This is a genomic window from Hymenobacter persicinus (assembly GCF_004167665.1).
GTDB lineage: Bacteria > Bacteroidota > Bacteroidia > Cytophagales > Hymenobacteraceae > Hymenobacter > Hymenobacter persicinus.
Genome location: NZ_SEWE01000036.1, coordinates 12,716 through 34,695 on the forward strand (window position 1 = coordinate 12,716; position 21,980 = coordinate 34,695).

Annotated in this window: 16 protein-coding genes and 3 tRNA genes; 11 read left to right on the forward strand and 8 right to left on the reverse strand. The window is 63.0% G+C overall.

Annotated features, from left to right (window positions below):
* Positions 1 to 32: 32 nt before the first annotated feature.
* The 7 genes from ppk1 to EWM57_RS15530 form a co-directional block, all read right to left on the reverse strand.
* Entirely contained in the window at positions 33 to 2,375 is a 2,343-nt protein-coding gene (ppk1, locus tag EWM57_RS15500) for a polyphosphate kinase 1 (RefSeq protein ID WP_242510094.1), read from the reverse strand.
* A gap of 44 nt (positions 2,376 to 2,419) precedes the next feature.
* Positions 2,420 to 2,794 (reverse strand): RidA family protein, encoded by a 375-nt coding sequence (locus tag EWM57_RS15505; protein WP_129922071.1) that lies wholly within the window; start codon positions 2,792 to 2,794, stop codon positions 2,420 to 2,422.
* A 100-nt stretch (positions 2,795 to 2,894) separates the two neighbouring features.
* Positions 2,895 to 4,871, reverse strand: coding sequence for a DNA topoisomerase (ATP-hydrolyzing) subunit B (gene gyrB / locus EWM57_RS15510; RefSeq protein ID WP_129922072.1), 1,977 nt, complete (start codon positions 4,869 to 4,871; stop codon positions 2,895 to 2,897).
* Positions 4,872 to 5,121: 250 nt separating this feature from the next.
* Complete coding sequence (locus EWM57_RS15515) at positions 5,122 to 6,519, reverse strand: T9SS type A sorting domain-containing protein (protein WP_129922073.1); 1,398 nt, start codon at positions 6,517 to 6,519, stop codon at positions 5,122 to 5,124.
* A 258-nt stretch (positions 6,520 to 6,777) separates the two neighbouring features.
* Positions 6,778 to 6,851 (reverse strand) — tRNA-Arg (locus tag EWM57_RS15520).
* 51 nt (positions 6,852 to 6,902) lie between these two features.
* Positions 6,903 to 6,976, reverse strand: a tRNA-Pro gene (locus tag EWM57_RS15525).
* 88 nt (positions 6,977 to 7,064) lie between these two features.
* A tRNA-Ser gene (locus EWM57_RS15530) sits at positions 7,065 to 7,152 on the reverse strand.
* A 193-nt stretch (positions 7,153 to 7,345) separates the two neighbouring features.
* Between EWM57_RS15530 and EWM57_RS15535 the strand changes: the two genes are divergently transcribed.
* The 5 genes from EWM57_RS15535 (at position 7,346) to EWM57_RS15555 (ending at position 14,919) form a co-directional block, all read left to right on the forward strand.
* Entirely contained in the window at positions 7,346 to 8,320 is a 975-nt protein-coding gene (locus EWM57_RS15535) for a VWA domain-containing protein (RefSeq protein WP_129922074.1), read from the forward strand.
* Entirely contained in the window at positions 8,317 to 9,291 is a 975-nt protein-coding gene (locus EWM57_RS15540) for a tetratricopeptide repeat protein (RefSeq protein ID WP_129922075.1), read from the forward strand. Before EWM57_RS15535 ends, EWM57_RS15540 begins: the two co-directional genes overlap by 4 nt.
* Positions 9,292 to 9,413: 122 nt before the next feature.
* Positions 9,414 to 10,598, forward strand: coding sequence for an acetyl-CoA C-acyltransferase (locus tag EWM57_RS15545; RefSeq protein WP_129922076.1), 1,185 nt, complete (start codon positions 9,414 to 9,416; stop codon positions 10,596 to 10,598).
* Positions 10,599 to 10,756: 158 nt separating this feature from the next.
* Entirely contained in the window at positions 10,757 to 12,160 is a 1,404-nt protein-coding gene (locus EWM57_RS15550) for a toxin-antitoxin system YwqK family antitoxin (protein WP_129922077.1), read from the forward strand.
* Positions 12,161 to 12,429: 269 nt separating this feature from the next.
* The gene (locus EWM57_RS15555) at positions 12,430 to 14,919 is read left to right on the forward strand and encodes an outer membrane beta-barrel protein (RefSeq protein ID WP_129922078.1); all 2,490 of its coding nucleotides are present in this window, start codon (positions 12,430 to 12,432) and stop codon (positions 14,917 to 14,919) included.
* 206 nt (positions 14,920 to 15,125) lie between these two features.
* On the opposite strand, the gene EWM57_RS21200 is transcribed toward EWM57_RS15555, so the two are convergent.
* A complete protein-coding gene (locus tag EWM57_RS21200; protein ID WP_165370540.1) occupies positions 15,126 to 15,326 on the reverse strand; it encodes a hypothetical protein in 201 nt (66 codons plus the stop codon).
* Between the two features lie 267 nt (positions 15,327 to 15,593).
* On the opposite strand from EWM57_RS21200, the gene EWM57_RS15560 reads away from it, so the two are divergent.
* From EWM57_RS15560 to hisS, 6 genes are all read left to right on the forward strand, one after another.
* Positions 15,594 to 16,007, forward strand: coding sequence for a carboxypeptidase regulatory-like domain-containing protein (locus tag EWM57_RS15560; protein WP_129922079.1), 414 nt, complete (start codon positions 15,594 to 15,596; stop codon positions 16,005 to 16,007).
* A 123-nt stretch (positions 16,008 to 16,130) separates the two neighbouring features.
* Positions 16,131 to 16,508 (forward strand): hypothetical protein, encoded by a 378-nt coding sequence (locus EWM57_RS15565; protein ID WP_129922080.1) that lies wholly within the window; start codon positions 16,131 to 16,133, stop codon positions 16,506 to 16,508.
* A 128-nt stretch (positions 16,509 to 16,636) separates the two neighbouring features.
* Positions 16,637 to 19,087, forward strand: coding sequence for a TonB-dependent receptor domain-containing protein (locus EWM57_RS15570; RefSeq protein WP_129922081.1), 2,451 nt, complete (start codon positions 16,637 to 16,639; stop codon positions 19,085 to 19,087).
* A 231-nt stretch (positions 19,088 to 19,318) separates the two neighbouring features.
* Positions 19,319 to 19,930, forward strand: a complete 612-nt coding sequence (locus EWM57_RS15575; RefSeq protein WP_165370541.1) for a DUF2459 domain-containing protein — start codon at positions 19,319 to 19,321, stop codon at positions 19,928 to 19,930.
* 178 nt (positions 19,931 to 20,108) lie between these two features.
* Positions 20,109 to 20,459: a hypothetical protein gene (locus EWM57_RS15580; RefSeq protein WP_129922083.1), complete on the forward strand. Its 351-nt coding sequence runs from the start codon at positions 20,109 to 20,111 to the stop codon at positions 20,457 to 20,459.
* Positions 20,460 to 20,531: 72 nt separating this feature from the next.
* On the forward strand, positions 20,532 to 21,932 hold the full coding sequence (gene hisS, locus EWM57_RS15585) for a histidine--tRNA ligase (protein WP_129922084.1): 1,401 nt from the start codon (positions 20,532 to 20,534) through the stop codon (positions 21,930 to 21,932).
* Positions 21,933 to 21,980: the final 48 nt, after the last annotated feature.

The window sequence follows — 21,980 nt, forward strand, 5'->3', positions numbered from 1 at the left end:
TGCAGGTTCAGGCGGACAAGTCTAGAGCTACCCTACGCGTTGGCAAAGCCTTCTCCGGGGTTCGGCTCACCTTCTACCAGGGCCTGCACCAGGGCAACGTCCTTGGCCACCTCTTCACTGACGGTATCCTCGGTTTCCTCTTCGTAGGCGGGCTCGGGGCAAGCTTCCAGAGAAGCTTCCTCGGCCGTTTTGGCGGCTTCGGCAGCCTGCTGGTGCCGGGCCTGCTGGAACAACAGATGCAGCAGACCGGCGGGCGTGGCGGCGGCCATCCGCTCCTCGTCGCGGCGGTAAAAGTCGCGGTGCACGTTCACCACGGGCTCGTCGGGTCCGGGGTGGCAGCGTACGTAAGCTCCGTCCTCGCGCATCTGGTAGGAGTTCTGGTTGTCGAGCAGGTTGAGCATTAGAATGCTGATGGCCTCACGCTTGAGCTGGGGGTTCACAATCAGGAACAAAGCTTCAATGCGGCGGTCGAAGGAGCGCACCATCACGTCGGCCGAGCCGGCGTACACTTTCGGGTCGCCGGCCTGGTGGAAGTAAAACAGCCGGGCGTGCTCCAGAAAGTCGCCCACGATGCTGCGCACTTCGATGTTCTCGCTCAGACCGGGCCGCCCCGGGCGCAGGCAGCAGATGCCGCGCACGATGAAGCGCACCGGCACGCCGGCTTTGGAGGCCTTGTAGAACTCGTCAATCAGCTCCTTGTCTTCCAAGGAGTTCATCTTCATCACAATGCCGCTGGGCAGGCCCTTCTTGGCGTTGCGCACTTCCTCGCGGATGAGTTGAATCAGTTGCTGGCGCATGTCCTTGGGCGCCGTAATCAGGTACTCGTAGTCGTCGGGCTGGGAGTGGCCGGTGATGACGTTGAAGAATTCCGACACGTCGTGCCCGTACACGTCGTTGGTGGTGAGCAGGCTCACGTCGGTGTAGATCTTGCTGGTCTGCTCGTTGTAGTTGCCCGTGCCGATGTGCACGTAGCGCGTCACCTTTTCCCCCTCCTTGCGGATAATCATCAGCAGCTTGGTGTGGGTCTTGTACTTACTGACGCCGTAAATCACGAAGCAGCCGGCTTTTTCGAGCTTGGCCCCCTCCCGGATGTTGCGCTCCTCATCGAAGCGGGCCTTGATTTCGAACAGCACCGACACGTGCTTGCCGTTTTCGGCTGCCTTGAGCAGGGCCGCCGTTACGCGGGAGTCGTCGGCGAGCCGGTAGATGGTTTGCTTGATGCCCAGCACGTGCGGGTCCTCGGCGGCCTGCTCGAGTAGGCGCACCACGGGTTCAATGCTGTTGTAGGGATGGTGCAGCAGCACGTCGTGGTGCTTCAAAAACTCGAACATGTTCTCCTCCGCCCCGTCGGGGAGGCTCAGCGGGGTCACGGTGGCCGGAGCCTTGGTCGACTTGCCGCGGAAGTTCGGGTGCTTCAGAATCTGGAGCATGCCCTTCATGTCCATCAGGGAGGTGATGACGAACACGTTGCCGTTGTCGATCTGCCAGCGCTCCTTGAGCACAGCCATCATCACCGGCGAGGCGTCCTTCTCGACCTCCAGACGTACCACGCGGCCCTTCTTGCGGGTTTTGAGGCCCACCTGAATTTCCTTGATAAAGTCCACGTCGATGTCGTCGGACTCTTCCAGGGTGAAGTCGCCATTGCGGGTGATGCGGAACAGGTTGGCCGACACGATTTCCACGTTGCGGAACAGCTTGGGCAGGTTGGCCCGCACGATTTCCTCGATGGGCACGAAAATCACTTTGTCCTTGCGCGTGAGCTCAAAGAAGCGCGACAGGTTCTGCGGAATCTGCACGAAAGTGAGCCGCTCCTGCCCCTTGCCTTCCTCCAGCGGCCCCGTGCCCGACTCGTTGCCGATATTCGTGGCCACGCCGAAGATGAGCATCTGGTTCATCATCAGTGGAAAGCCGTGGTAGGAGTCATAGACCATCGGCGTGAGCAGCGGAAAAACCGTGTTCTTGAAGTAGCCCTCGGCCTTTTTCAGCTCCAACTCGGTCAGCTCGTCCATCCGCAGGATGTTGAAGCCGTTTTTCTCGAACTGGGGCTTGAGCTCGTTGAGATAGGTCAGCGACTGGTCGTTGACGAAGCGGTGGGCGAAGTCGAGCAGCTTGCGCCGGAACGGCAGCTCCCGCAGCCCGGAGTAGTCGACGCGCTCCTTGCCGTAGTCGAGGTAGTTATACAGCGAGCCGACGCGAATCATGAAGAACTCGTCGAGGTTCGAGGAAGTAATGGCCAGAAACCGCATCCGGTCAAACAAGGTCCGGCCGGCGTCCTTGGCTTGGTCGAGCACGCGGTAGTTGAACCGCAGCCAGCTCAGGTCGCGGCTGATATACTTGCTCTTGCGGATAAGGTCGGCTGATTTGAAGAGTTTCATAGCAAAGTAAAAGGCCGGGTACGATACGCGGCCGGAGCCCTCAATTACGCGTTTTCAGGCGGGGAAACAATGGCCGTCACCTCGATTTCAACCAGCAGGCTGGCCTCAATCAGGGCCGCCACCTGCACCATGGTGGCGGCGGGCCGCACCGCGCCGAACACTTCGGCGTGGGCCCGGCCCACGGCCGGCCATTGGCTGATGTCAGTGACGTACATACGCGTACGTACCACATCGGGGAAAGTAGCACCGGCCGCGCGCAGGGCGACTTCAATTTTTTCCAGGGCCCGGCGTGTCTGCTCGTAGGCGTCGGCGCCGGGAGCCGTGGTGCCGGCCACTTCCACCACGTTGCCCACGCGCACGGCCCGGGAATAGCCAACCTGAGTTTCCCACTCGGAATCGGAGGAAATGTTCTGACGCATGGGTGGCGTAGCATGGCGGCCCGGGGGCTGGGGTGAGGAAAGTAGTCGGCAGGCCGCATAAAAAAGCCCGCACGAGGCGGGCTTTTTTATGCGTGGTTGGCTATACGTCCAGTTTGGCGTACTTGGCGTTTTTCTCGATAAAGTCCCGGCGCGGGGCCACTTCGTCGCCCATGAGCATGGAGAACAGGTGGTCGGCTTCCACCCCCGACTCCACGTCCACGCGCTTCAGCGAGCGGGTATCGGGCTGCATGGTGGTGGTCCAGAGCTGCTCGGCGTTCATCTCGCCCAGACCTTTATAGCGCTGCACGTTCACCGTTTCGGGTTTGCCGCGGCCTAGCTCCTCCTGAGCGGCGGAGCGTTCTTCCTCGGTCCAGCAGTAGCGCTCCTCCTTGCCGCGCTTCACCAAGTACAGCGGCGGCAGGGCAATGTAGATGTAGCCCTTGTCGATGAGCTCGGGCATGTAGCGGAAGAAGAAAGTCAGGATCAGCGTCCGGATGTGCGACCCGTCGATGTCGGCGTCGGTCATGATGATGATCTTGTGGTAGCGCAGCTTGTCCAGGTTCAGGGAGCGGCTGCTGCTGCCATCGTCCTCGTCGGTCTTCTTCTCGAAGCTCACGCCGAGGGCGGTAATCATGTTGCGGATTTCCTCGTTTTCGTAGATGCGGTGCTCCTGGGCCTTCTCCACGTTGAGGATCTTACCCCGCAGCGGCAGAATGGCCTGGAAAGCCCGGTTGCGGCCCTGCTTGGCGGTACCGCCGGCCGAGTCCCCTTCGACCAGGTATAGCTCGCAGACGGCGGGGTCCGATTCGGAGCAGTCGGCCAGCTTGCCGGGCAGGGAGTTGGAGCCCAGCACCGACTTGCGCTGCACCATCTCGCGGGCCTTCTTGGCGGCCACGCGGGCCTTGGCGGCCAGAATCACCTTCTCCACGATGATGCGGGCCTCCTTGGGATTTTCCTCCAGGTACTGGTTGAGAATCTCGCCCACCACGGTGTTGACGGCCCCACTCACCTCGGAGTTGCCGAGCTTGGTCTTGGTCTGGCCTTCGAACTTGGGCTCGGCTACCTTCACCGAAATAACGGCCGTGAGGCCCTCGCGGAAGTCGTCGCCCTGGATTTCGATTTTCGCCTTGGCTACCTCCCCCGACTTCTCGGCGTAGGCTTTCAGCACCCGGGTAATGGCCGAGCGGAAGCCTGCCACGTGGGTACCGCCCTCGTGGGTGTTGATGTTGTTGACGTAGGAGAAGATGTGCTCCTGGTACGAGTCGTTGTACTGGAAGGCCACTTCCACCGGAATGCCGCGCTCAGTGGCCACGTACACGGGCCGGGTCATGAGCACGGAACGGCTGCTGTCGAGGTACTGCACGTACTCGGCCACGCCGCCCTGGGAGTAAAACTCGTCGCGCTGTTCCTCGCCCCCGTCGGCCGGGGTGCGCAGGTCGGTCAGCACGATGCGGATGCCGCGGTTCAGGTAAGCCAGTTCGCGCAGGCGGTTGGCAATCCGCTCGTAGGAATAGGTGATGGTTTCGTCGAAGATGGACGGGTCGGGCTGGAACTCCACGCGGGTGCCGCGGCCCTCGGTGTCGCCGACCTCGCGCACGTCGTACAGCGGCACGCCGATGTTGTACTCCTGCTCGTAGATGTGGCCGTCGCGCTGGACCGTTACGTGGGTGTGGGTGCTCAGGGCATTCACGCACGAGACGCCCACGCCGTGCAGGCCGCCGGAGGTCTTGTAGCTGTTCTTGTCGAACTTACCGCCGGCGTGGAGCACGGTCAGGGCAATTTCGAGGGCGGACTTGCCGAATTTCTGGTTGATGCCCACGGGAATGCCGCGGCCGTTGTCTTGTACTGAAATGGCGTTGCCGGGCAGAATAGACACCTCGATATGGTCGCACTGACCGGCCAGGGCCTCATCGATGGAGTTGTCTACCACTTCCCACACCAGGTGGTGCAGTCCTTTCACGCCCGTGTCGCCGATGTACATCGAAGGCCGTTTACGCACGGCCTCGAGACCTTCCAGAACCTGGATGCTGTCGGCGGAATACTGATTATCGGCTTGTTGTTCTTTCGTTTCGCTCATGTGAGGCGGTCTTGTTTCAGCTGTTTTGCTAAGCTACAAAGATACCGATTTTATCCGGTTTTTGCCAGCTTTCCCGCCGATGAAATCCGGCTTGACCACCCCGAAAATGCAGTTTCTTGCCTCCTTGGAGTGCTCGTCCGGTCTGCTTCCACCAAGGCCGCCGCGGGGGCGCCCGGCGCACAAAAAAAGCTCCTTCCGGAAGGAAGGAGCTTTTCGGTCCGACTAACGAAAGTCGGGCGGCAGTTGCCGCTTATTGAATCACGAGCTTCTGCTGGGCTACGCCAGCGTCGGTGCGCAGTTCGAGCGTGTAGAGGCCGGCTTTTTCCTTGCTCAGGTCCACCGTGGTCAGCTGGGAAGCCACGCTGGTGGCATTGAGCACCTGGTTGAACACCTGACGGCCCACGGCGTCGAATACGCGCACCGAAGTACCGGCTTTGATGCCCGAGCTCAGCTGCAGGTTGAATACGCCCGAAGCGCTGGGGTTAGGATACACCGACAGCGACTTCTGCAGCTCGGCGCTGCGGTTGGCCAGGATGGTTGGGCTGGCTTTGTAGACCCCACCGGCCCCGGCGGCGTCGGTTTGAGCGCCCGAGTAGCCTACCGTACGGCTGATGAAGTCAACCGTGGACGAGTAGCGGCCCCGGTCGATGTCAATCCAAGTCCGGCCGTTGTTGGTCGAGTACGAGGAGCCATAGTCGGCCGTGGTCGATACGGTTTCCACCGACGAGCCCACGCTGACGATGATGTTGGTGCCGGGTACGGCGTCAATATCGAAGTGGTTGAAGTTGCCCGTGTACGTCTGCGTGGTCCAGGTAGCGCCGCCGTCGGTGGTGCTGATCATGTCCGAACCGCGGAAGGCAATGCCGTTGTTGGCATCGGTGAAGGCAATCTTGCTGATGTAGCCCAGCAGCGGGGTCGGCGCCGAAGCCGTCCAGGTCAGGCCGCGGTCGGTCGACTTGAGCACGCGCGTTGGCACGCCCGAGTTGGCATCAGCGGGGTTGAGCAGGTGAGTCGTACCGGCCCAGATGGTGTTGCCCACGGCGCAATACGAGCCAACCAAGCCGTATTCGTTGGCGTCGAGGGGAGCGGGGATGCTCGCCGACGGCACGCGCGTCCAGGTGGTACCGCCGTTGCTGGTGGTGTAGATTTCGAAATACGCCGCACCGGGGCCGTTGGGGTCACCCAGCGACACGCCGTTGTTGGCGTCAAAAAAGTACACCCAGTTGTTGAAGCCGGCAGGGGCGGCAAACTGCGAAATCGTCGTCGACTTGCTCCAGGTGGCGCCGCCGTTGGTCGTCTTCACAATTTCTCCACCGCCGTTGGCACCGAACTGGGCCACGAAAGCCGTGTTGCCATCAAGGGCGTGGATGCCGGCCGCCTGGTAGTTGTTGGCGCCCGCAACGGTGTTGAACGTCCAAGTAGCGCCGCCGTTGGTGGTGCGGGTAAACAGGTTGGTGGTGGCGCCCGTTACGCTTTCTTGGATCAGTTGCCAGGCAACTTGGTCGCTCACGGTGTGCATCTGCCGGGAGAAATAGCTCGGCGGGGTCGTAATCGTGCCGGTATTATTCTGCAGGATCCACTTCGTCTGGGCTTGCGCCGACAGACCTAATCCGCACAGGAAAGCGAGGGGGAGTAAGGTTTTTTTCATGGAAGGAAAAAAGAGTGGTAAGGGTGTAAGTGAAGCTAGTTGAACCAGTAACAGGAAAGGAATTGGCTATACGGAAAGACTCCTGCTTGGATGGACAAGGTATGGCTTTCCCCAAAAAAATGCCATTGCTCAAGGATAATAAACAGAAAAAAGCCCCGCGCCTCCGACAACGGGCCGGCTACCGGTGAACCAGCCGCCGGAGAAACCCAAAACAAAAAAAGCCACTCAGCAGGAAAGCTAAGTGGCTGATTTACAACGTGGCCCCGATGTGATTCGAACACATGACCGGCTGCTTAGAAGGCAGCTGCTCTATCCAGCTGAGCTACGGGGTCAAAAACAAATAGCCGCCTGCCCCAGAGGCGGGCTGACGGCTATACTCAAAGTCGGGGTGGCAGGATTCGAACCTGCGGCCTCCTGCTCCCAAAGCAGGCGCGATACCGGGCTACGCTACACCCCGAAAACTAATTATGAATGTTGAATTATACATTCCGAATTGATTTATGGCCAATTCTGAATCCGTAACTCAACATTCATAACTATCAAAGTGGAGAGAGGGGGATTCGAACCCCCGGTAACCTTTAGAGCTACGGCAGTTTAGCAAACTACTGGTTTCAGCCACTCACCCATCTCTCCAGAAGGGCTGCTGTTCCGTCCGAACAGTGCGCAAATATACGACTAGTCCCGAAAAACAAACCCTCCGAAAAAAAATAACTTCTTTTGCTAAACGGCCTGCCAGCGCTGCGGTGGCCTATCTTTGCGGGAAATCCGCCCCGGCTTTTGCACGTTTTCGAATGAATCATAACCAGTTGGCTTACCACTTGCGGTCATGAACTGGGCCTTTCCGCTTTCGTGGATGGAGCTCGGGGCCGGCCTTATTTTTTTTGGTCTTTACCTCGGCTATGCCCTGCGCACCCGCCGGCTGGCGGCTCCGCTGCGCCAAAAGGCTTGGCGCCTGGGCTGGAAGCTGACGCTGCGCCTGCTGTACTTCGCTCTATTTTTGGTCGCGCTGCTGGGCCCGGCTTACGGCGTCACGCAGCAGCCGGTGCGCACGGCGGGTAAAGACGTGTGGCTGCTCGTGGACTTATCGCGCTCCATGGACGGGCCCGACGTGGTGCCAACCCGCCTGCAGAAAGCCAAGGCTGAGCTGACTACCCTCATCAGCCGCTTCCAGGCCGACCGGATCGGGCTGATTGTCTTTGCCGCCGATGCTTTCGTGCAGTGCCCGCTCACCTACGACCAGGGCGCGCTGCAACTCTTTATTAATACGCTGCAAACTGATCTAGTGCCCGTGGGTCCTACCGACCTGGCCGCCCCGCTCAACTTGGCCCTGACCCGCATCAGCAGCACGCCGGCGCTGGCGGGCAGTCCGCCGCGGGCCACGGCCCTGGTGCTGATTAGCGACGGGGAAGATTTCGGGGAAAACCTGGAGCCCACCCTGCGGGAGCTGACCCGCTCGGGTGCGCGGTTGTTTACCATGGGCGTCGGGACGCTGGAGGGCACCCGGCTGCCGCGGGCTGCGGGCCGCTACGTGCGCGACGCCCAGGGCCGCGACGCCGTGAGCCGGCTGGCCCCGCTCCCGCTGCGCCGCCTGGCCGAGCAAACCAACGGACAGTATTTCGAGTTGACGGATCGGCGCAACGAGTTTCCGCTGCTGGTAAATGCGCTGAACCGCGTGGAAGGCCAGGCCGAGCAAGTACGGACGGTTTCGGTGGCCGACAACCGCTACCGCTACCCCCTAGTGCTGGCCCTGGCCCTGCTGCTGATTGATATTCTGCTGACCGTAAAAGTGATTCGCCCGTGAAAACTCTCGTCTTGACCAGCCTGGTGGTGTTGGGCAGCTGGGGCGGCCTCACGCTCATCCGGGACCGGAACGCCGCCATTCAGCGCGCAGAAACCGCGTACGCCCACGGCAACTTCCGGGACGCGGCGGCGGCGTACCGGCAGGCGGTGGAAACCCTGGGGGCTACCGACGAAGCGGTGGTGTTGAACCTAGCCCACGCCTACGCCCGCGCCGGACAGCCGGCCGAGGCCCGCGGCTTCTACGGCCGCCTGCTCACGAGCCGGCAGCCCCGGGTGCGCAGCGTGGCCCGGCAGCAGCTGGCGGTGCTGGCGGCCCAGAAAGGCGAGTACGCCCAGGCCGTAAGCCTGCTGCGCCAGTCCTTGCTGGCCGACCCGGCCAACGCTAGTGCCCGCTACGACTACGAAGCTCTGAAGGCCTACCTCGACCAGCGCCAGCAAGAACCCCAAGTGCCCGAGCCCGACAACTCTCCCACCCCCAACCCAGGCCAGCCCGATCCGCAAAGCGCCGAAAACCAGCGCGGGGCCCGGCAAGGAAACGACCGCAGCGGTCAGCTCGACGACCCCACTCAGCCCGAAGACCCGCGCAATGCCCCCCAGGCCCGCCCCGACCAGCAGGGCCAGCGCGACCCGAACCGGCCCGCAGGCCCCGGCCAGGGTGCGGCCGGCAGCTTCGAGCCCGGCGCCGGCAACGAGCAGGCCGTAGCCCGTGGCACCGAGCCCGGCCACGTTCGGGGACTCAGCGACGCGGCCCCGGACAAAGCTGGAAACCCCAGTGGTCAGGCGGGCTCCGAGCAGGCCACACTCAGCGAAACCCAGCTCCAGACCCAGCGGGAGCGGCTCCAGCAGATGAACCTGAGCTCGGGTCAGGCCCGGCAGCTGCTCGAAGCCCTAAACGCCGCCGAACAGCAGTATCTGCAGCAGCTGCCCCATAAGTCGGGGCGCAAGCCTGACTCCAGTAGGCCCAGCTGGTAAATCTGCCCGGCCGGGCACCTAAGCAGGTGGCCGGCGCGTTGTGGAGGCCCCGGCCCCGCCACTACCCGGCAATGTTTACCTTTGTCGCCGAATCCAACCAAATCCCCACCCTACCTAGTCTTATGCAAACCAAAGAAGTTGTAATCGTTGCCGCCGTACGCACTCCCATCGGCTCATTTGGCGGTAGCCTGGCCTCGCTCTCGGCCACGGAGCTCGGCGCCATTGCCCTGAAAGGCGCCCTGGAGAAAGCCGGCGTTGACCCCAAGGAGGTGCAGCAGGTGATTATGGGCAACGTTATTTCGGCCAATCTGGGCCAGGCTCCGGCCCGGCAGGCGGCCAAGAAAGCCGGTCTGCCCGACACGGTGGAATGCACGACCGTCAACAAAGTGTGCGCCTCGGGCACCAAGGCCATCATGTACGCCGCCCAGGCCATCATGCTCGGCCAGGCCGACGTGATTCTGGCCGGCGGCATGGAAAGCATGTCGAACGTGCCCTACTACCTCGACAAAGCCCGCTTCGGCGCCAAATACGGCCACGGCCAGATGATTGACGGCCTAGTGCGCGACGGCCTCTGGGACCCCTACCACAACTACGCCATGGGCAACGCGGCCGAGAATACGGCCAAGGAAATGGGCATCACCCGTGAGCAGCAGGATGAGTTTGCCATTGAAAGCTACACCCGCAGTGCCAACGCGGCTAAAGCCGGCAAAAAGAAAGACGAAATCGTGCCCGTGACCATCGAAAGCCGCGGCAAAACCACGGTGATTGAGGACGACGAGGAGTACCTGAAAGTGGACTTCACCAAAGTAGCGGGCCTGAAGCCGGCCTTTGTGAAGGACGGCGGCACCGTGACGGCGGCCAACGCCTCCACGCTCAACGACGGCGCGGCCGCCGTGCTGCTGATGAGCCGCGAGAAAGCCACCGAGCTGGGCGTGACCCCGCTGGCCATTGTCCGCGGTTTCGCCGATGCCGAGCAGGCCCCCGAGTGGTTTACCACTACTCCTTCCCTGGCTATTCCCAAGGCGCTGAAAAATGCGGGCATTGACGCTTCGGACGTGGACTTCTACGAAATCAACGAGGCTTTCTCGGTGGTGTCGTTGGCCAACAACAAGCTCCTGAACCTGGAAGGCTCGAAAGTCAACGTATACGGCGGGGCCGTGAGCCTGGGCCACCCGCTCGGCGCCTCCGGTGCCCGCATCGTGACCACGCTGCTGAACGTGCTGCGCAACGAAGGCGGCAAAATCGGGGTGACTGGCATCTGCAACGGCGGCGGCGGCGCCAGCAGCCTCGTAATCGAGAAAATCTAAGTCCCTGGGGCAACTGGGTTTTCAACCCGCCCAGTCCTGGTATACTTACTGACAAGGCCCTGCTGCACGTTTGCGGCAGGGCTTTTGTTTTTGAGCCCGCATCTGGCCCCCTCGACTGGCTCTGAAAATACTTTCTTATTTCCCCCGTTCTTGCGGTTATGAGACGAATTCTGTTTTTGCTTTTTCTGCTGGTTCTCGCCACCGGCGCCCAGGCCCAAAAGCTGCGGCGCTTCACGACCTACTACGACTCGACCAACACCCGGCGCCGGGAAGTGTACTCGGCCATTGTGGCCGGCGACACGATAATGGAAGGGCCCTACAAGCGCTTTTACCGCTCGGGCAAGCTCGAGGCCCAGACCCGCTACGCCGGCGGCAAGCGCGACTCGGCCTACGTCGAGTTTCACCCCAACGGGCAGCGCCGGCTCGAAGTCACCTATCAGCAGGGCGTGCGCCAGGGACCGTTCAAGACCTACTACGAAGGCGGCAAAGTGGCCCAGGAAGGCTCCTACGAAAACGACCAACCGACCGGTACGCTGCGCTACTACCACCCCAATGGCGAAGTGAAGCTCGAAACTACGCTCACCAACGGCCAGCCCGCGGGTACGGTGCGCGAGCTGTACCCCTCAGGCAAGCCCAAGGTGGAAATCACCTACGCCAACGGGCAGGCCAACGGGCCGGTGAAAACGTATTTTCCCAACGGGCAGCTGCAGAGCGAAGGCACCTACAGCCGCGGCCTGCTGGCCGGGCCTTACAAAACGTACTACGACAACGGGCAGGTGGAAGTGGAAGTGCTGGCCGACAAAACCGGCAAGGGCAGCTACCACAGCTACTACCGCTCGGGCAAGCTCCGCACCGAGGGCACCTACCTACCGGCCACCTTTACGGGGCGGGCCGTGAAAAATCCGCTGGCGGATGATTTGACCAAGCAGGCCAAAAGCCTGGCCGGCGGCACCTCAAACCTCGACGGCCCGGCCAAGGCCTACTACGAAAGCGGGGCCGTGAAAAGCCGCATGACCTACCGCAACGGCACGCTCACCGGCACCCAGGAAGACTACTACGAGTCGGGCAAGCCCCAGCAGAAAATCGAGTACAGCAACCAGGCCCGGGACCGGAAAGTGACCTCCTACTTCGAGGACGGCAACGTGCAGGCCGACCAGCAATTTAAGAACGGCCAGCCCAGCGGCCTGTGGCGCACCTTCTATCCCGGGGGCAAACAGCTTCAGCAGCAGGAAACGTACGTCAACGGCCGCCTGAGCGGGGAAAAGCTGCTCTACTACCCCACCGGCACGCTGCAAAGCAAGCTGATCTATGAAAACGGCAAGCCCACCGGCCTGGGCCAGGAGTTCTATCCTTCGGGCAAGCTCAAAAGCGAAACGACCTACGTGAAAGGTCTGAAAATGGGCCCTTTCCGCCAGTTGCGCGAAGACGGCACGACCGAAATTGCTGGCGCCTTCCGCAACAACCGCGAAACCGGCATCTGGAGCTACTACGGCCCCGATGGCAAGGCCGTGACCCAGAAGAAAACCTTCCGCAACGGCCAGGAAGTGAAAGCCGGCAAATAAGGCCGGTACCAACGCCCGGTGTGGATTCAAACCGCCCTCAGCCTGCTGGGGGCGGTTTTTGCTTTCTGGCGCCGGCCAGCTCGTGCAACCGTTGCGGGTCCCGGCAGTCTATGGGGTGTAACAATGCTGCGGCAGCCCGGGCCCGCAGCCGGCCGGCGAAAAAAATATATAGCGCCGCACGCATACTACGAATTAGTTCGTAGTCTATTTCTTTGGTAGGCCCGCTCTGGGTTTTCTGCCGCCGTCCTGCGCCTTTTCTTCCCTATTCCATGCAACACACTTTACGCCTCCTCCGGGCCGCTTTCGGCCTGGCCCTCCTGGTTGTGCTCCTGCCCTTCGCCTCCCGGGCCCAAACCAGCGGCGGTGTGACGGGCACGTTGCTTGACCAAACCAGTGGCCAGCCTTTGCCCTTTGCCAACGTGGTGCTGCTGCAACGGCAGGATTCGAGCTTCGTAGCCGGCGCCCAAACGGCCGAAAATGGCGCTTTCCGGCTGGAGAAAGTACCCGCCGGCGGGTATCTACTGCGGGCCTCGGTGCTGGGCTATAAACCCCTGCGCCAGCGCGTGGTGGTGCAGGGCAGCGTGGTGGCGTTGGGGGCGTTGCGGCTGGCTTCCACGGCTACCGCCCTGCGGGGCGTGACGGTGCAGGGCGAAAAGGCGGCCGTCGTCGACAACCTCGACAAGAAAGTCATCAACGTGAGCAAGGACCTGACCAGCGTGGGCGGCACGGCCGTGAACGTGCTCCAGAACGTGCCCTCGGTGAACGTGGACCAGAACGGCGGCGTGACCCTGCGCGGCACCTCCAACGTGACCATCTACATCGACGGCAAGCCCAGCGGGGCGGCCGGCGGGGGCCGCAACGTGAACCTGGACCAGATTCCGGCCAGCAGCATCGAAAGCGTGGAGGTGATTACCAACCCCTCGGCCCGCTACGACGCCGAGGGCTCGGGCGGTATCATCAACATCGTGCTCAAAAAGCAGAAACAGGACGGCTTCAACGGGCAGGCCGGGGCCAACGCGGGCACCGGCGACAAGTACAACACCTCCCTCAGCCTGAACCGGCGTCAGGGCAAATTCAACTACTTCGGCTCCTACGACTTCCGCCAGGACCGGTTCTGGAGCCGCAATACCACCCTGCAAACCTCGGTGGCGGGCGGCGTGCGCAACGTGACGGACCAGATTTCGCGCCAGCGCCAGCAGCCTTCATCCCACGCCGTGCGCGTAGGCTTCGACTACAGCCTGACGCCCGAGCAGACGATTTCGGTGACCGTGCAGCCCCGGCTCAACCACCGCCTGGCCCCGGAAGATCTGGTTACGAACCTGACCAGCTACGCCCGGAGTGCCAAAACCGGCCGCGACACCACGCTCTACGCCACCCTGCTGGGCCGCAACGTGGTGGAATCTAACGTGCGCTCCGCCGACTTCACCCTCGACTACCGCCGCACCTGGGCCGGGCAGAAACGCCGGGAGCTGACGGCCTCTGCCGTGTATTCGCCCGTGGGCGGCGACCAGACCCTGCTGCAGCGCCAGAACGAGGACGCGCCCAACCGGCTCGTGCAGCAGCAGCTGATCACGTTTCAGCTGCCCCAGGCCTCGGCCCAGCTCGACTACGTGCATCCGGTGGGCGAAAAAGGCCGCGTCGACACGGGCCTTAAAACCACCTACCGCGGCACCGACGGCACCTACGACTTTCTGGTGCAGCCCGCCGACCGCGCCGAGTACCAGCGCGACGAGGCCCGCTCCAACCACTACCGCTACCGGGATTACGTACAGGCCGGCTACGCCACCTACCAGAACGAGAAGGGCAAATTCAGCTACCAGGCGGGCCTGCGGATAGAGCAAACCAGCACCCGCGGCATCTTGCTCAACACGAGCCAGGAATTCAGCCGGGACTACTTCAATTTCTTCCCCAGCGTCACGCTGGCCCAGAATCTGCCCGCCGACCAACGCCTGCAGCTGAGCTACTCCCGCCGCATCAACCGGCCCGACATCAGCGTGCTGCTGCCCTTCGCCAACTACTCCGACCCGCGCAACTACCGGGTGGGCAACGTGCGGCTGCGGCCCGAAAACATCAATGTGCTGGAGCTGGGCCACCAGAAGTCGTGGGGACCGGCCACGCTGAGCACCACGGCCTTTTTCCGCCAGACGCTCAATCAAGTGCAGCGCATCCGGGAGGTTGATGCCGAGGCCAGTGACCTGAACAGCAACCTGGTCGTGACCCGCACTACGTTCGTCAACGCCCGCCACAACACCACCTACGGGCTGGAACTGTCGCTGAACCAGCCCTTGACCAAGTGGTGGCGCCTGACGGCCACCGGCTCGGGCTACCGCAACATCGTGTCGGCCGTGACGGGTACCGAGGCCGACAACCGCAACGTGGCCTACACGGCCCGCCTGAACACGACCATCACGCCCGTGAAGAAGCTCGACGTGCAGCTGACCGGCAACTACCGCTCGGCCAACGTGACGGTGCAGGGCCGCATTGCGCCGGTGTATTTTGTGGATGCGGCCCTGAAAAAGGACGTGCTCCAGGACCGGGGCTCGATTACGCTGCGGGTATCGGACGTGTTCAACACCCAGCAGTTCGTGGTCGACGCCTACAACCAGGGCCTAGAATCGACTTTCCGCTTCAAGCGTGAGTCCCGCATTGCCTTTCTGGGCTTCACCTACCGTTTTGGCAACGACCAGCCGGCCCCGCCCCGCCCCCGCCGCCGCGACCAACCCAGCGGCACCACCACCGGCGGCGACCTGGGCGGCTGAGCCGGCCCCGTAGCTTTTGTTGAAAAATATATTCGGGATTGAATACACTGCGCGCAACCTACGAATCGTTTCGTAGTCAATAGGGGCAGCAGGTAGGGCCGCGCGGAGAAAGCCGGTCCTACCTGCTGCCCCCCGGCCCGGCCGCTGACGAGTGGCCGGCGTCCTGTTGCTGGTACTTAGTGCCTTTAGCAGGCCTGGCAAAGGCACTAAGCACCAGCAACAGGAATATTTCCGCTTTTTTCTGGCTTGCAGGCAACGCTTAATCCGCCCCTGGCATCTACCCTTCCAACAGCGCAAACGGGCGACTGAGTTATCAGACAACCGTCATTTCCGTCCTGTTTTATCCCCGCTCTTTGCAAGTTTTTGGTCTCAACAGAAATAAATTTTAAAAGTACCTTGCGTTGCATAGTACTGTAACTTATCTTTGTTGCGTTCCTTTGCTCTGCCTGGCGGCGGTCCTGCCTTCTCCCAGGACCCGGCCACCCGCCACCCGGGGCAGTTTCAGCCAGCTGGGCTGAGATATTGCCGCGCCAGCGCCTCTGTTTGGCGTTTTCCGCGGACTTGGCTTACCCTGCTTTTTTGTTGCTCAGCCCCGTGCTACGGGACAGAACCGCGGCTTTCCGGACGCGCATCGGCTGACCCTTTCCCTCACTTTCCCTTTACTTCTCCCTGCCATGAAAATGTCATCCATCTTCCGTGCGCTTGCTGTTTTTTCCCTGCTGCTGATTTCGGCGCTTTCCTCCCAGGCCCAGAGCACCCGCTGCGGCACCCTGACCGGCCGCCTGCTCGATGCCAGCACCCACGAAGCCATTCCCAACACCACCATCGTGCTGCTGCGCGCTTCCGATAATGCCCTGGTCAGCACCGCCACTACCCGCGCCGACGGCTCTTTCCGCGTTGCCAACGTGCCTTTCGGCCAGTATTGCTTCCGCACCACGGTGCTCGGCTACCGCGCCCAGCAGCCCCGCGTGGCCTTTCACGCCAAGCAAACCAGCGTAGCCTTGGGCACCCTGGCGCTGCAACCCCTGGGCACCCAGCTGGCCGCCGTGCTGGCCTCGCCCCAGGGCCTGCTGGCCGTGGCCCGCTAAGCCGGGCGGCCCTGCCGCCACCCTTCGCTTTCCCGCTTTTTTCGCTTCGGAAGCCGCTTTTTGGGCCCCGCTAGCCACTGCTTTGCCTTCTCATTTCCCTTCACCCCCTTGCCTTTCTTAGCCATGAAAACTTCCCTGATTTCCCGCCTGAGCCTGCTGGCCGTCCTGTTTGGTCTGAGCGTATCAGTTGCCGCCGCCCAGAACGTTATCTACTCGGAAGACGCGCAGAAGCCCGGGGCCGGCTACTGGACCGTGGAAACCGACCAGAGCCGCCGCGACTTCAGCATTGTGCGCTTTTATACGCCCCAGCACGAGCAGATCTACGAAGAGCGCCTCAACGAAGTGTGCCTCGACCCGAGCAAAGGCACGGCCCGCTGCCGGCGCACGGCCCGGATGCTCAGCAACGCCCTGGTACAGGTGCAGCGCACCCGCAACAACTCAATGGTAGCCAACGGTCTGGGTTTGTACCGTCGCTTTGAAGGCACCTACGCCGCCAACTAGTGCTCCGGGCCACCTCGGCCCGCCCGCAATGCAGTTTCCCGGGCAGCGGCGCCCTTTCCGCTGCCCGGGACCGGGGCCGCCCCACCGCTGAGCCGGCCCGCTTCCTTTCCCATTCCGCCCCTATTCTTATGAACTCCACGCTACTTCGCCGGGCCGCCGCAGGCCTGGGTTTGCTGCTCACGTTCTTTTTCTTCACTGCCCAGGCCCAAAATTCCGGGGCCGTATCGGGCGCCCTGCTCGACCGCGCCAACGGCCAGCCCCTGCCCTTCGCCAACGTGGTGCTGCTCCGGGCCCAGGATTCGAGCTTTGTAACTGGTGCCCAAACGGCCGAAAATGGCGCTTTCCGCGTCGAGCACGTGGCCCTGGGCCGCTACCTGCTGCGGGCCTCGGTGCTGGGCTACCAGCCCCTGCGGCAGACGGTTTCGCTCACGGCCGCGGTGTCAGAAGCTGCGTTGGGTCCGCTCCGGCTGGCCGCCACCGCCACCCAGCTGGCGGGCGTGACGGTGCAGGGCGAGCGGGCCGCGGTGGTGGAAAGCCTCGATAAGAAGGTCATCAACGTGGAAAAAGATTTGAGCAGCGTGGGCGGCACGGCCGTGAACGTGCTCCAGAACGTGCCTTCGGTGTCCGTGGACCAGAACGGGACGGTGAGCATGCGCGGCAGCAGCAACATCACGGTGCTCATCGACGGCAAGCCCAGCGGGGCGGCCAACGGCGGCACCGGCACCCGCCTGGAGCAGATTCCGGCCAGTGCTATTGAGAAGGTGGAAGTCGTGACCAACCCCTCGGCCCGCTACGATGCGGCCGGCTCGGGCGGCGTAATCAACATCATTCTCAAAAAGCAGCGCAAGGACGGCTGGAACGGGCAGGCCACCCTCAACCTGGGTACCCGCGACAAGTACAACCCCTCGCTGAGTTTGAACCGCCGCCAGGGTAAGTTCAATTACTTTGGTTCCTATGATCTGCGCAACGACCGGTACCGCAACCAGAACGACTCCTACCAAACCACCCGCCTCGGAGAAACCACGCTCAGCATTGACCAGCAGGGCCGGGGGCAGCGCCACAACGTGAGCCACAGCGCCCGCCTGGGCTTCGACTACGCCATTTCGCCCGAGCAGAGCCTGACCGTGACGGCCGAGCCCAACATGAACCGGGGCACCAACCTCGGCACCCAGCTGGCCCTCCTGCAAGTGGGAGCCGACTCGACTTCGCGCCAGGACAACCGCCTGCACGTGGACGAGGACGTGAAATCGGTGGACGTGTCGGCGGACTACCGGCGGACCTGGGCCGCCCACAAGGGCCGGGAGCTGACGACCAGCGTGGGCTACACCAACCTGCTCGTGAACGTGAACGTGGGCCAGCAGCTGAGCACCGAGAAACTGGTGCAGCCCGAGTGGCAGCAGGACTTCAACGTGGGCCTCGACGCCCTCTACGGCCAGCTCGACTATACCCACCCGCTTGATTCCCTGCGCCGCTTCGACCTGGGCCTGAAAAGCCAGTGGCAGCAAAACCACGGCACCGACGACTACCTGATGCTGCAAAACCCCGAGCAGCCCACCCGCATCACCGACCGGTCCTTTGCCTACGATTTCACCGAATACCTGCAGGCTGGCTACGCCACCTACCAGCAGCAGCGCGGCCAGTGGAGCTACCAGGGCGGCGTGCGCGCCGAGTACACCCACACCTACGGCCAGGTAGTGGGGGGCCAGGGCCGCTTCGACCTGAGCTACCTGAACCTGTTTCCCTCGGCCACCGTGGCCCGCACCCTGGCCCACGACCAGAAGCTCCAGCTCAGCTACGCCCGCCGGCTGAACCGCCCCGGCTTTATGCAGCTGCTGGCCTTCCCGATTTACCAGGATCCGCGCACCTACCGCCTCGGCGACCCTTCCCTGCGGCCCGAATACATCAACGCCTTTGAGCTGAGCCACCAAGCCAGCTGGGGCAGCACCAGCCTGACCAGCACGCTGTTTTACCGCCAGACCAACAATTCCATCCAGCGCATCCGGGAAGTGGACGAGGAAGCCACGCTGAAGAATGAGGCCAGCGGGGTCGTGACGGCGGAAAAGAGCCGCAACGTGGGCCAGAGCACCAGCCTGGGCGCCGAAATGTCGCTGACCCAGCCCCTGGCCAAGTGGTGGCGCCTGACGGCCAGCGGGTCCTTGTTCCGTAACCAGATTACGGCCGCCACGGGCACCGAGCTCAGCCGCCGCAACCTGACCGGCACGGCCCGCCTGCAAAACACGTTCAACCCCACGCCCAAGCTCGACGTGCAGCTCACGGGCACCTACCGCGCCGCCGTTATCACGCCCCAGGGCCGGTTGGCTCCCCAGGGCGGTGTCGACGTGGCCCTGCGCCAGCGCCTGTTCCAGGACCGCGCCGCCCTGACCCTGCGCGTGAGTGACATCTTCAACACCCAGCGCCAGCGCATCACGGCCTACGGCCCCAACTTCGACGCTTCCTACTACAACAAGTACGAAACGCGGGTCGGCTACCTGGGCTTCAGCTGGTATTTGGGCGCCAACAAGCCGCCGAAGAAGATTGACAGCCAGCCCCAGGGCGGCGGGGGCGGCTTTGGCGGCTAGCCCCTACGCCGGGCGCCCCCGAAAGTGGCCCTCATCCTCACCCCTCAGCTTTAACGTTGTTTTGCCAACGCCCTTTCCCGTCGCGGGGAAGGGCGTTGGCTTTGGGCGCCCGCCTCGGGCAGCGCTACTGCGGCCAGGTATTAACTCGGCGCCGCCTAAGTCGGGGATTTTCCGACTGAAACGGCTGTTCTTTACGCCATGCAGGCGGCCATAGCTTTCTTGTTTCTCTTTTTGACCGGCGCCCTGGTGCCCGTGCACCGCCGGTTTCGCAGCGTGCCCGAGGGCATTCCGGTGTTCGTGGTGTCCAACGGGTTTCACACCGACATCGTGGTGCCGCTGCGGGAGCCGGTTACGGGCGTGGCGTGGCTCCCACGGCTGCGGCCGGCCGCCGACTCCGGGCGCTTTGCAGCCTACCAGTACGTGGCTTTCGGCTGGGGCAGTGAGCAGTTTTTTCTGGCGTCGGGAGGCGGGCGGCAGCCGGGACCGGGCACCGTGGCGCGGGCTCTGCTGCCCGGTCCGACGCTGCTGCACGTCGATTTTTACCGCGCGGCGCCCCGCCCCGGCCCCCGGGTGGTGGCCCTGCGCCTGGCCCCAGCCCAGTATCGTACGCTAACGAACGAGCTGGTCCGCTCCTTCCAGTCCGACAGCACCCAAGCCGGGGCGCCTCGCAGCACAACCGGCTACAGCGGCGAGGATTTTTTCTTCCGGGCCACCGGCCGCTACCACGCCCTGCGCACCTGCAACGACTGGACCTGCCGCACGCTGCGCCGGAGCGGGGTACGCACTCCGCTGAAGTCGCCACTGGCGGGACCGGTGCTACGGCAGCTGCGGCGGGCACGGTAGCTGGAATTGGGCCGGGCGCATAAAAACTATAAACGTAGGCAGAATCAGGCCGGGCGAGGCAACTCCGCTGGCCGTTAGCCGATAAACTAGATTATTCTGTGACAATGGCGTTTTGCCGGGTAGCTGCCGTCGTACTCCGCGCGGTTCGTTTTCCCAGCAGCGTCTTTAGGCTATCATTATGCTCGACGTCCACCGCGAACTGCTGCCCAACGGGTTTCTGCTGATTCTGTCGCCCGACATCGGCTGCCTGCCCGACGAAGTCAAGCTCACCCGGGCCCTGCACCGGGCCAGCCGCTCCGACAAGTACGCCGTGCTCGTCGATTGCAGCCTAGTGGAGCGCCTAACCGAAGAAGCCGTGGACCTGCTGCTGGCCTACGCCTTTATGCTTCACGCCCAACACCGCCGCCTCGTGCTCTGCCACGTGCCCGACGCCATGCGCCACCATTTCCTCCACCTCGACGAGGCCTCCCAGCCCCTGCTGGCCTTGTCGTTGCTCGACGCGGTGCAGGAAATAAATCACCCGGAGTAGCCCGCCCCCGCCAATGGTGCCGAAGTCAGGCGGGCCGTTGTACCTTCGCGGCATCATTCCGCACACTTCCCGATGAGCATTCAGAAGCCCAGCATCCCGAAAGGCACCCGCGACTTTGGCCCGGCCGTAGTGGCCCGCCGCAACTATATTTTTGGCATTATCCGCCGCACTTTCGAGAAGTTCGGCTACGCCCCGCTCGAAACCCCGACCCTGGAAAACCTGTCGGTGCTGACCGGCAAATACGGAGACGAGGGCGACCAGCTCCTGTTTAAGGTACTCAACTCCGGCGACTTTCTCAAGGACGTCACGGCCGAGGATCTGCGCAACGAAGACGGGCGCGCCACCCGCCGGGTGCTGCCCAAAGTAGCCGAAAAAGGCCTGCGCTACGATCTGACCGTACCCTTTGCCCGCTACGTGGTCATGAACCGCGGCACGCTGGTGTTTCCGTTTAAGCGCTACCAGATTCAGCCCGTGTGGCGGGCCGACCGGCCCCAGCGCGGCCGCTACCGCGAGTTCTACCAGTGCGACGCCGACGTGGTGGGCACCGACTCGCTGCTCTGCGAGGCCGAAATCGTGCTCATGATGAGCGAGGTACTCAACACGCTCGGCCTAACCGACTTCACCATCAAAATCAACCACCGTGGGGTGCTGCGCAACATCTACCAGGCCCTGGGCGGCGAAGGCCGGGAGTCGGATTTGTTCGTGGCCATCGACAAGCTCGACAAGATCGGGCGCGACGGCGTGAGCAAGGAGCTGCTGGAGCGGGGCTTCTCGGCACCGGTTATCGACACGCTGTTTGAGCTGCTCTCGGTCAGCGGCGACTTCCAGGAAAAGCTGGAGCGCCTGCTGGCCGGCTTCGCCACCGCCGGCGTGGCGCCCGAAACGGCCGAGGGTTACAAGGGCCTGCGCGAGCTGGGCCAGGTGCTGGAGCTGCTGCGCGGGTTCGAGTTTGGGCAGTTTCAGAACCTGGAGTTTGACCCCACCCTGGCCCGGGGCCTCTCCTATTATACCGGTTGCATCTTCGAAATCAAGATCAACAACGTGAACATGGGCAGCGTGAGCGGGGGCGGCCGCTACGACAACCTGACCGGCTCCTTCGGCCTGCCGGGCGTGTCGGGCGTGGGCTTCTCGTTCGGCGTGGACCGGCTCTACGACTGCCTCGAAGAGCTGAACCTGTTTCCGGAAGGCGCCGCGGCCACGACCCGCTGTCTGGTGGCCAACTTCGACTCCGATACCATGCTGCGGATGCTGCCCGTGCTGCGGGAATTGCGCGCGGCCGGCGTTGCCAGTGAGCTGTATCCCGAGCCCACCAAGCTAGCCAAGCAGTTCAAGTATGCCGACGGCAAGGGCATTGCCTACGTGCTGCTCCAGGGCCCGGAAGAAGCCGCCGCGGGCGTTTTCAAGCTCAAGGACCTGCGCACCGGCCAGGAACAGACCTTAAGTCTGGCCGAGGCAATTGCCGCGCTGGCGTAAAACCTACGCCAGCCGCGCAAGGCCGCCCCGCTGCGTGCAGCCGGGCGG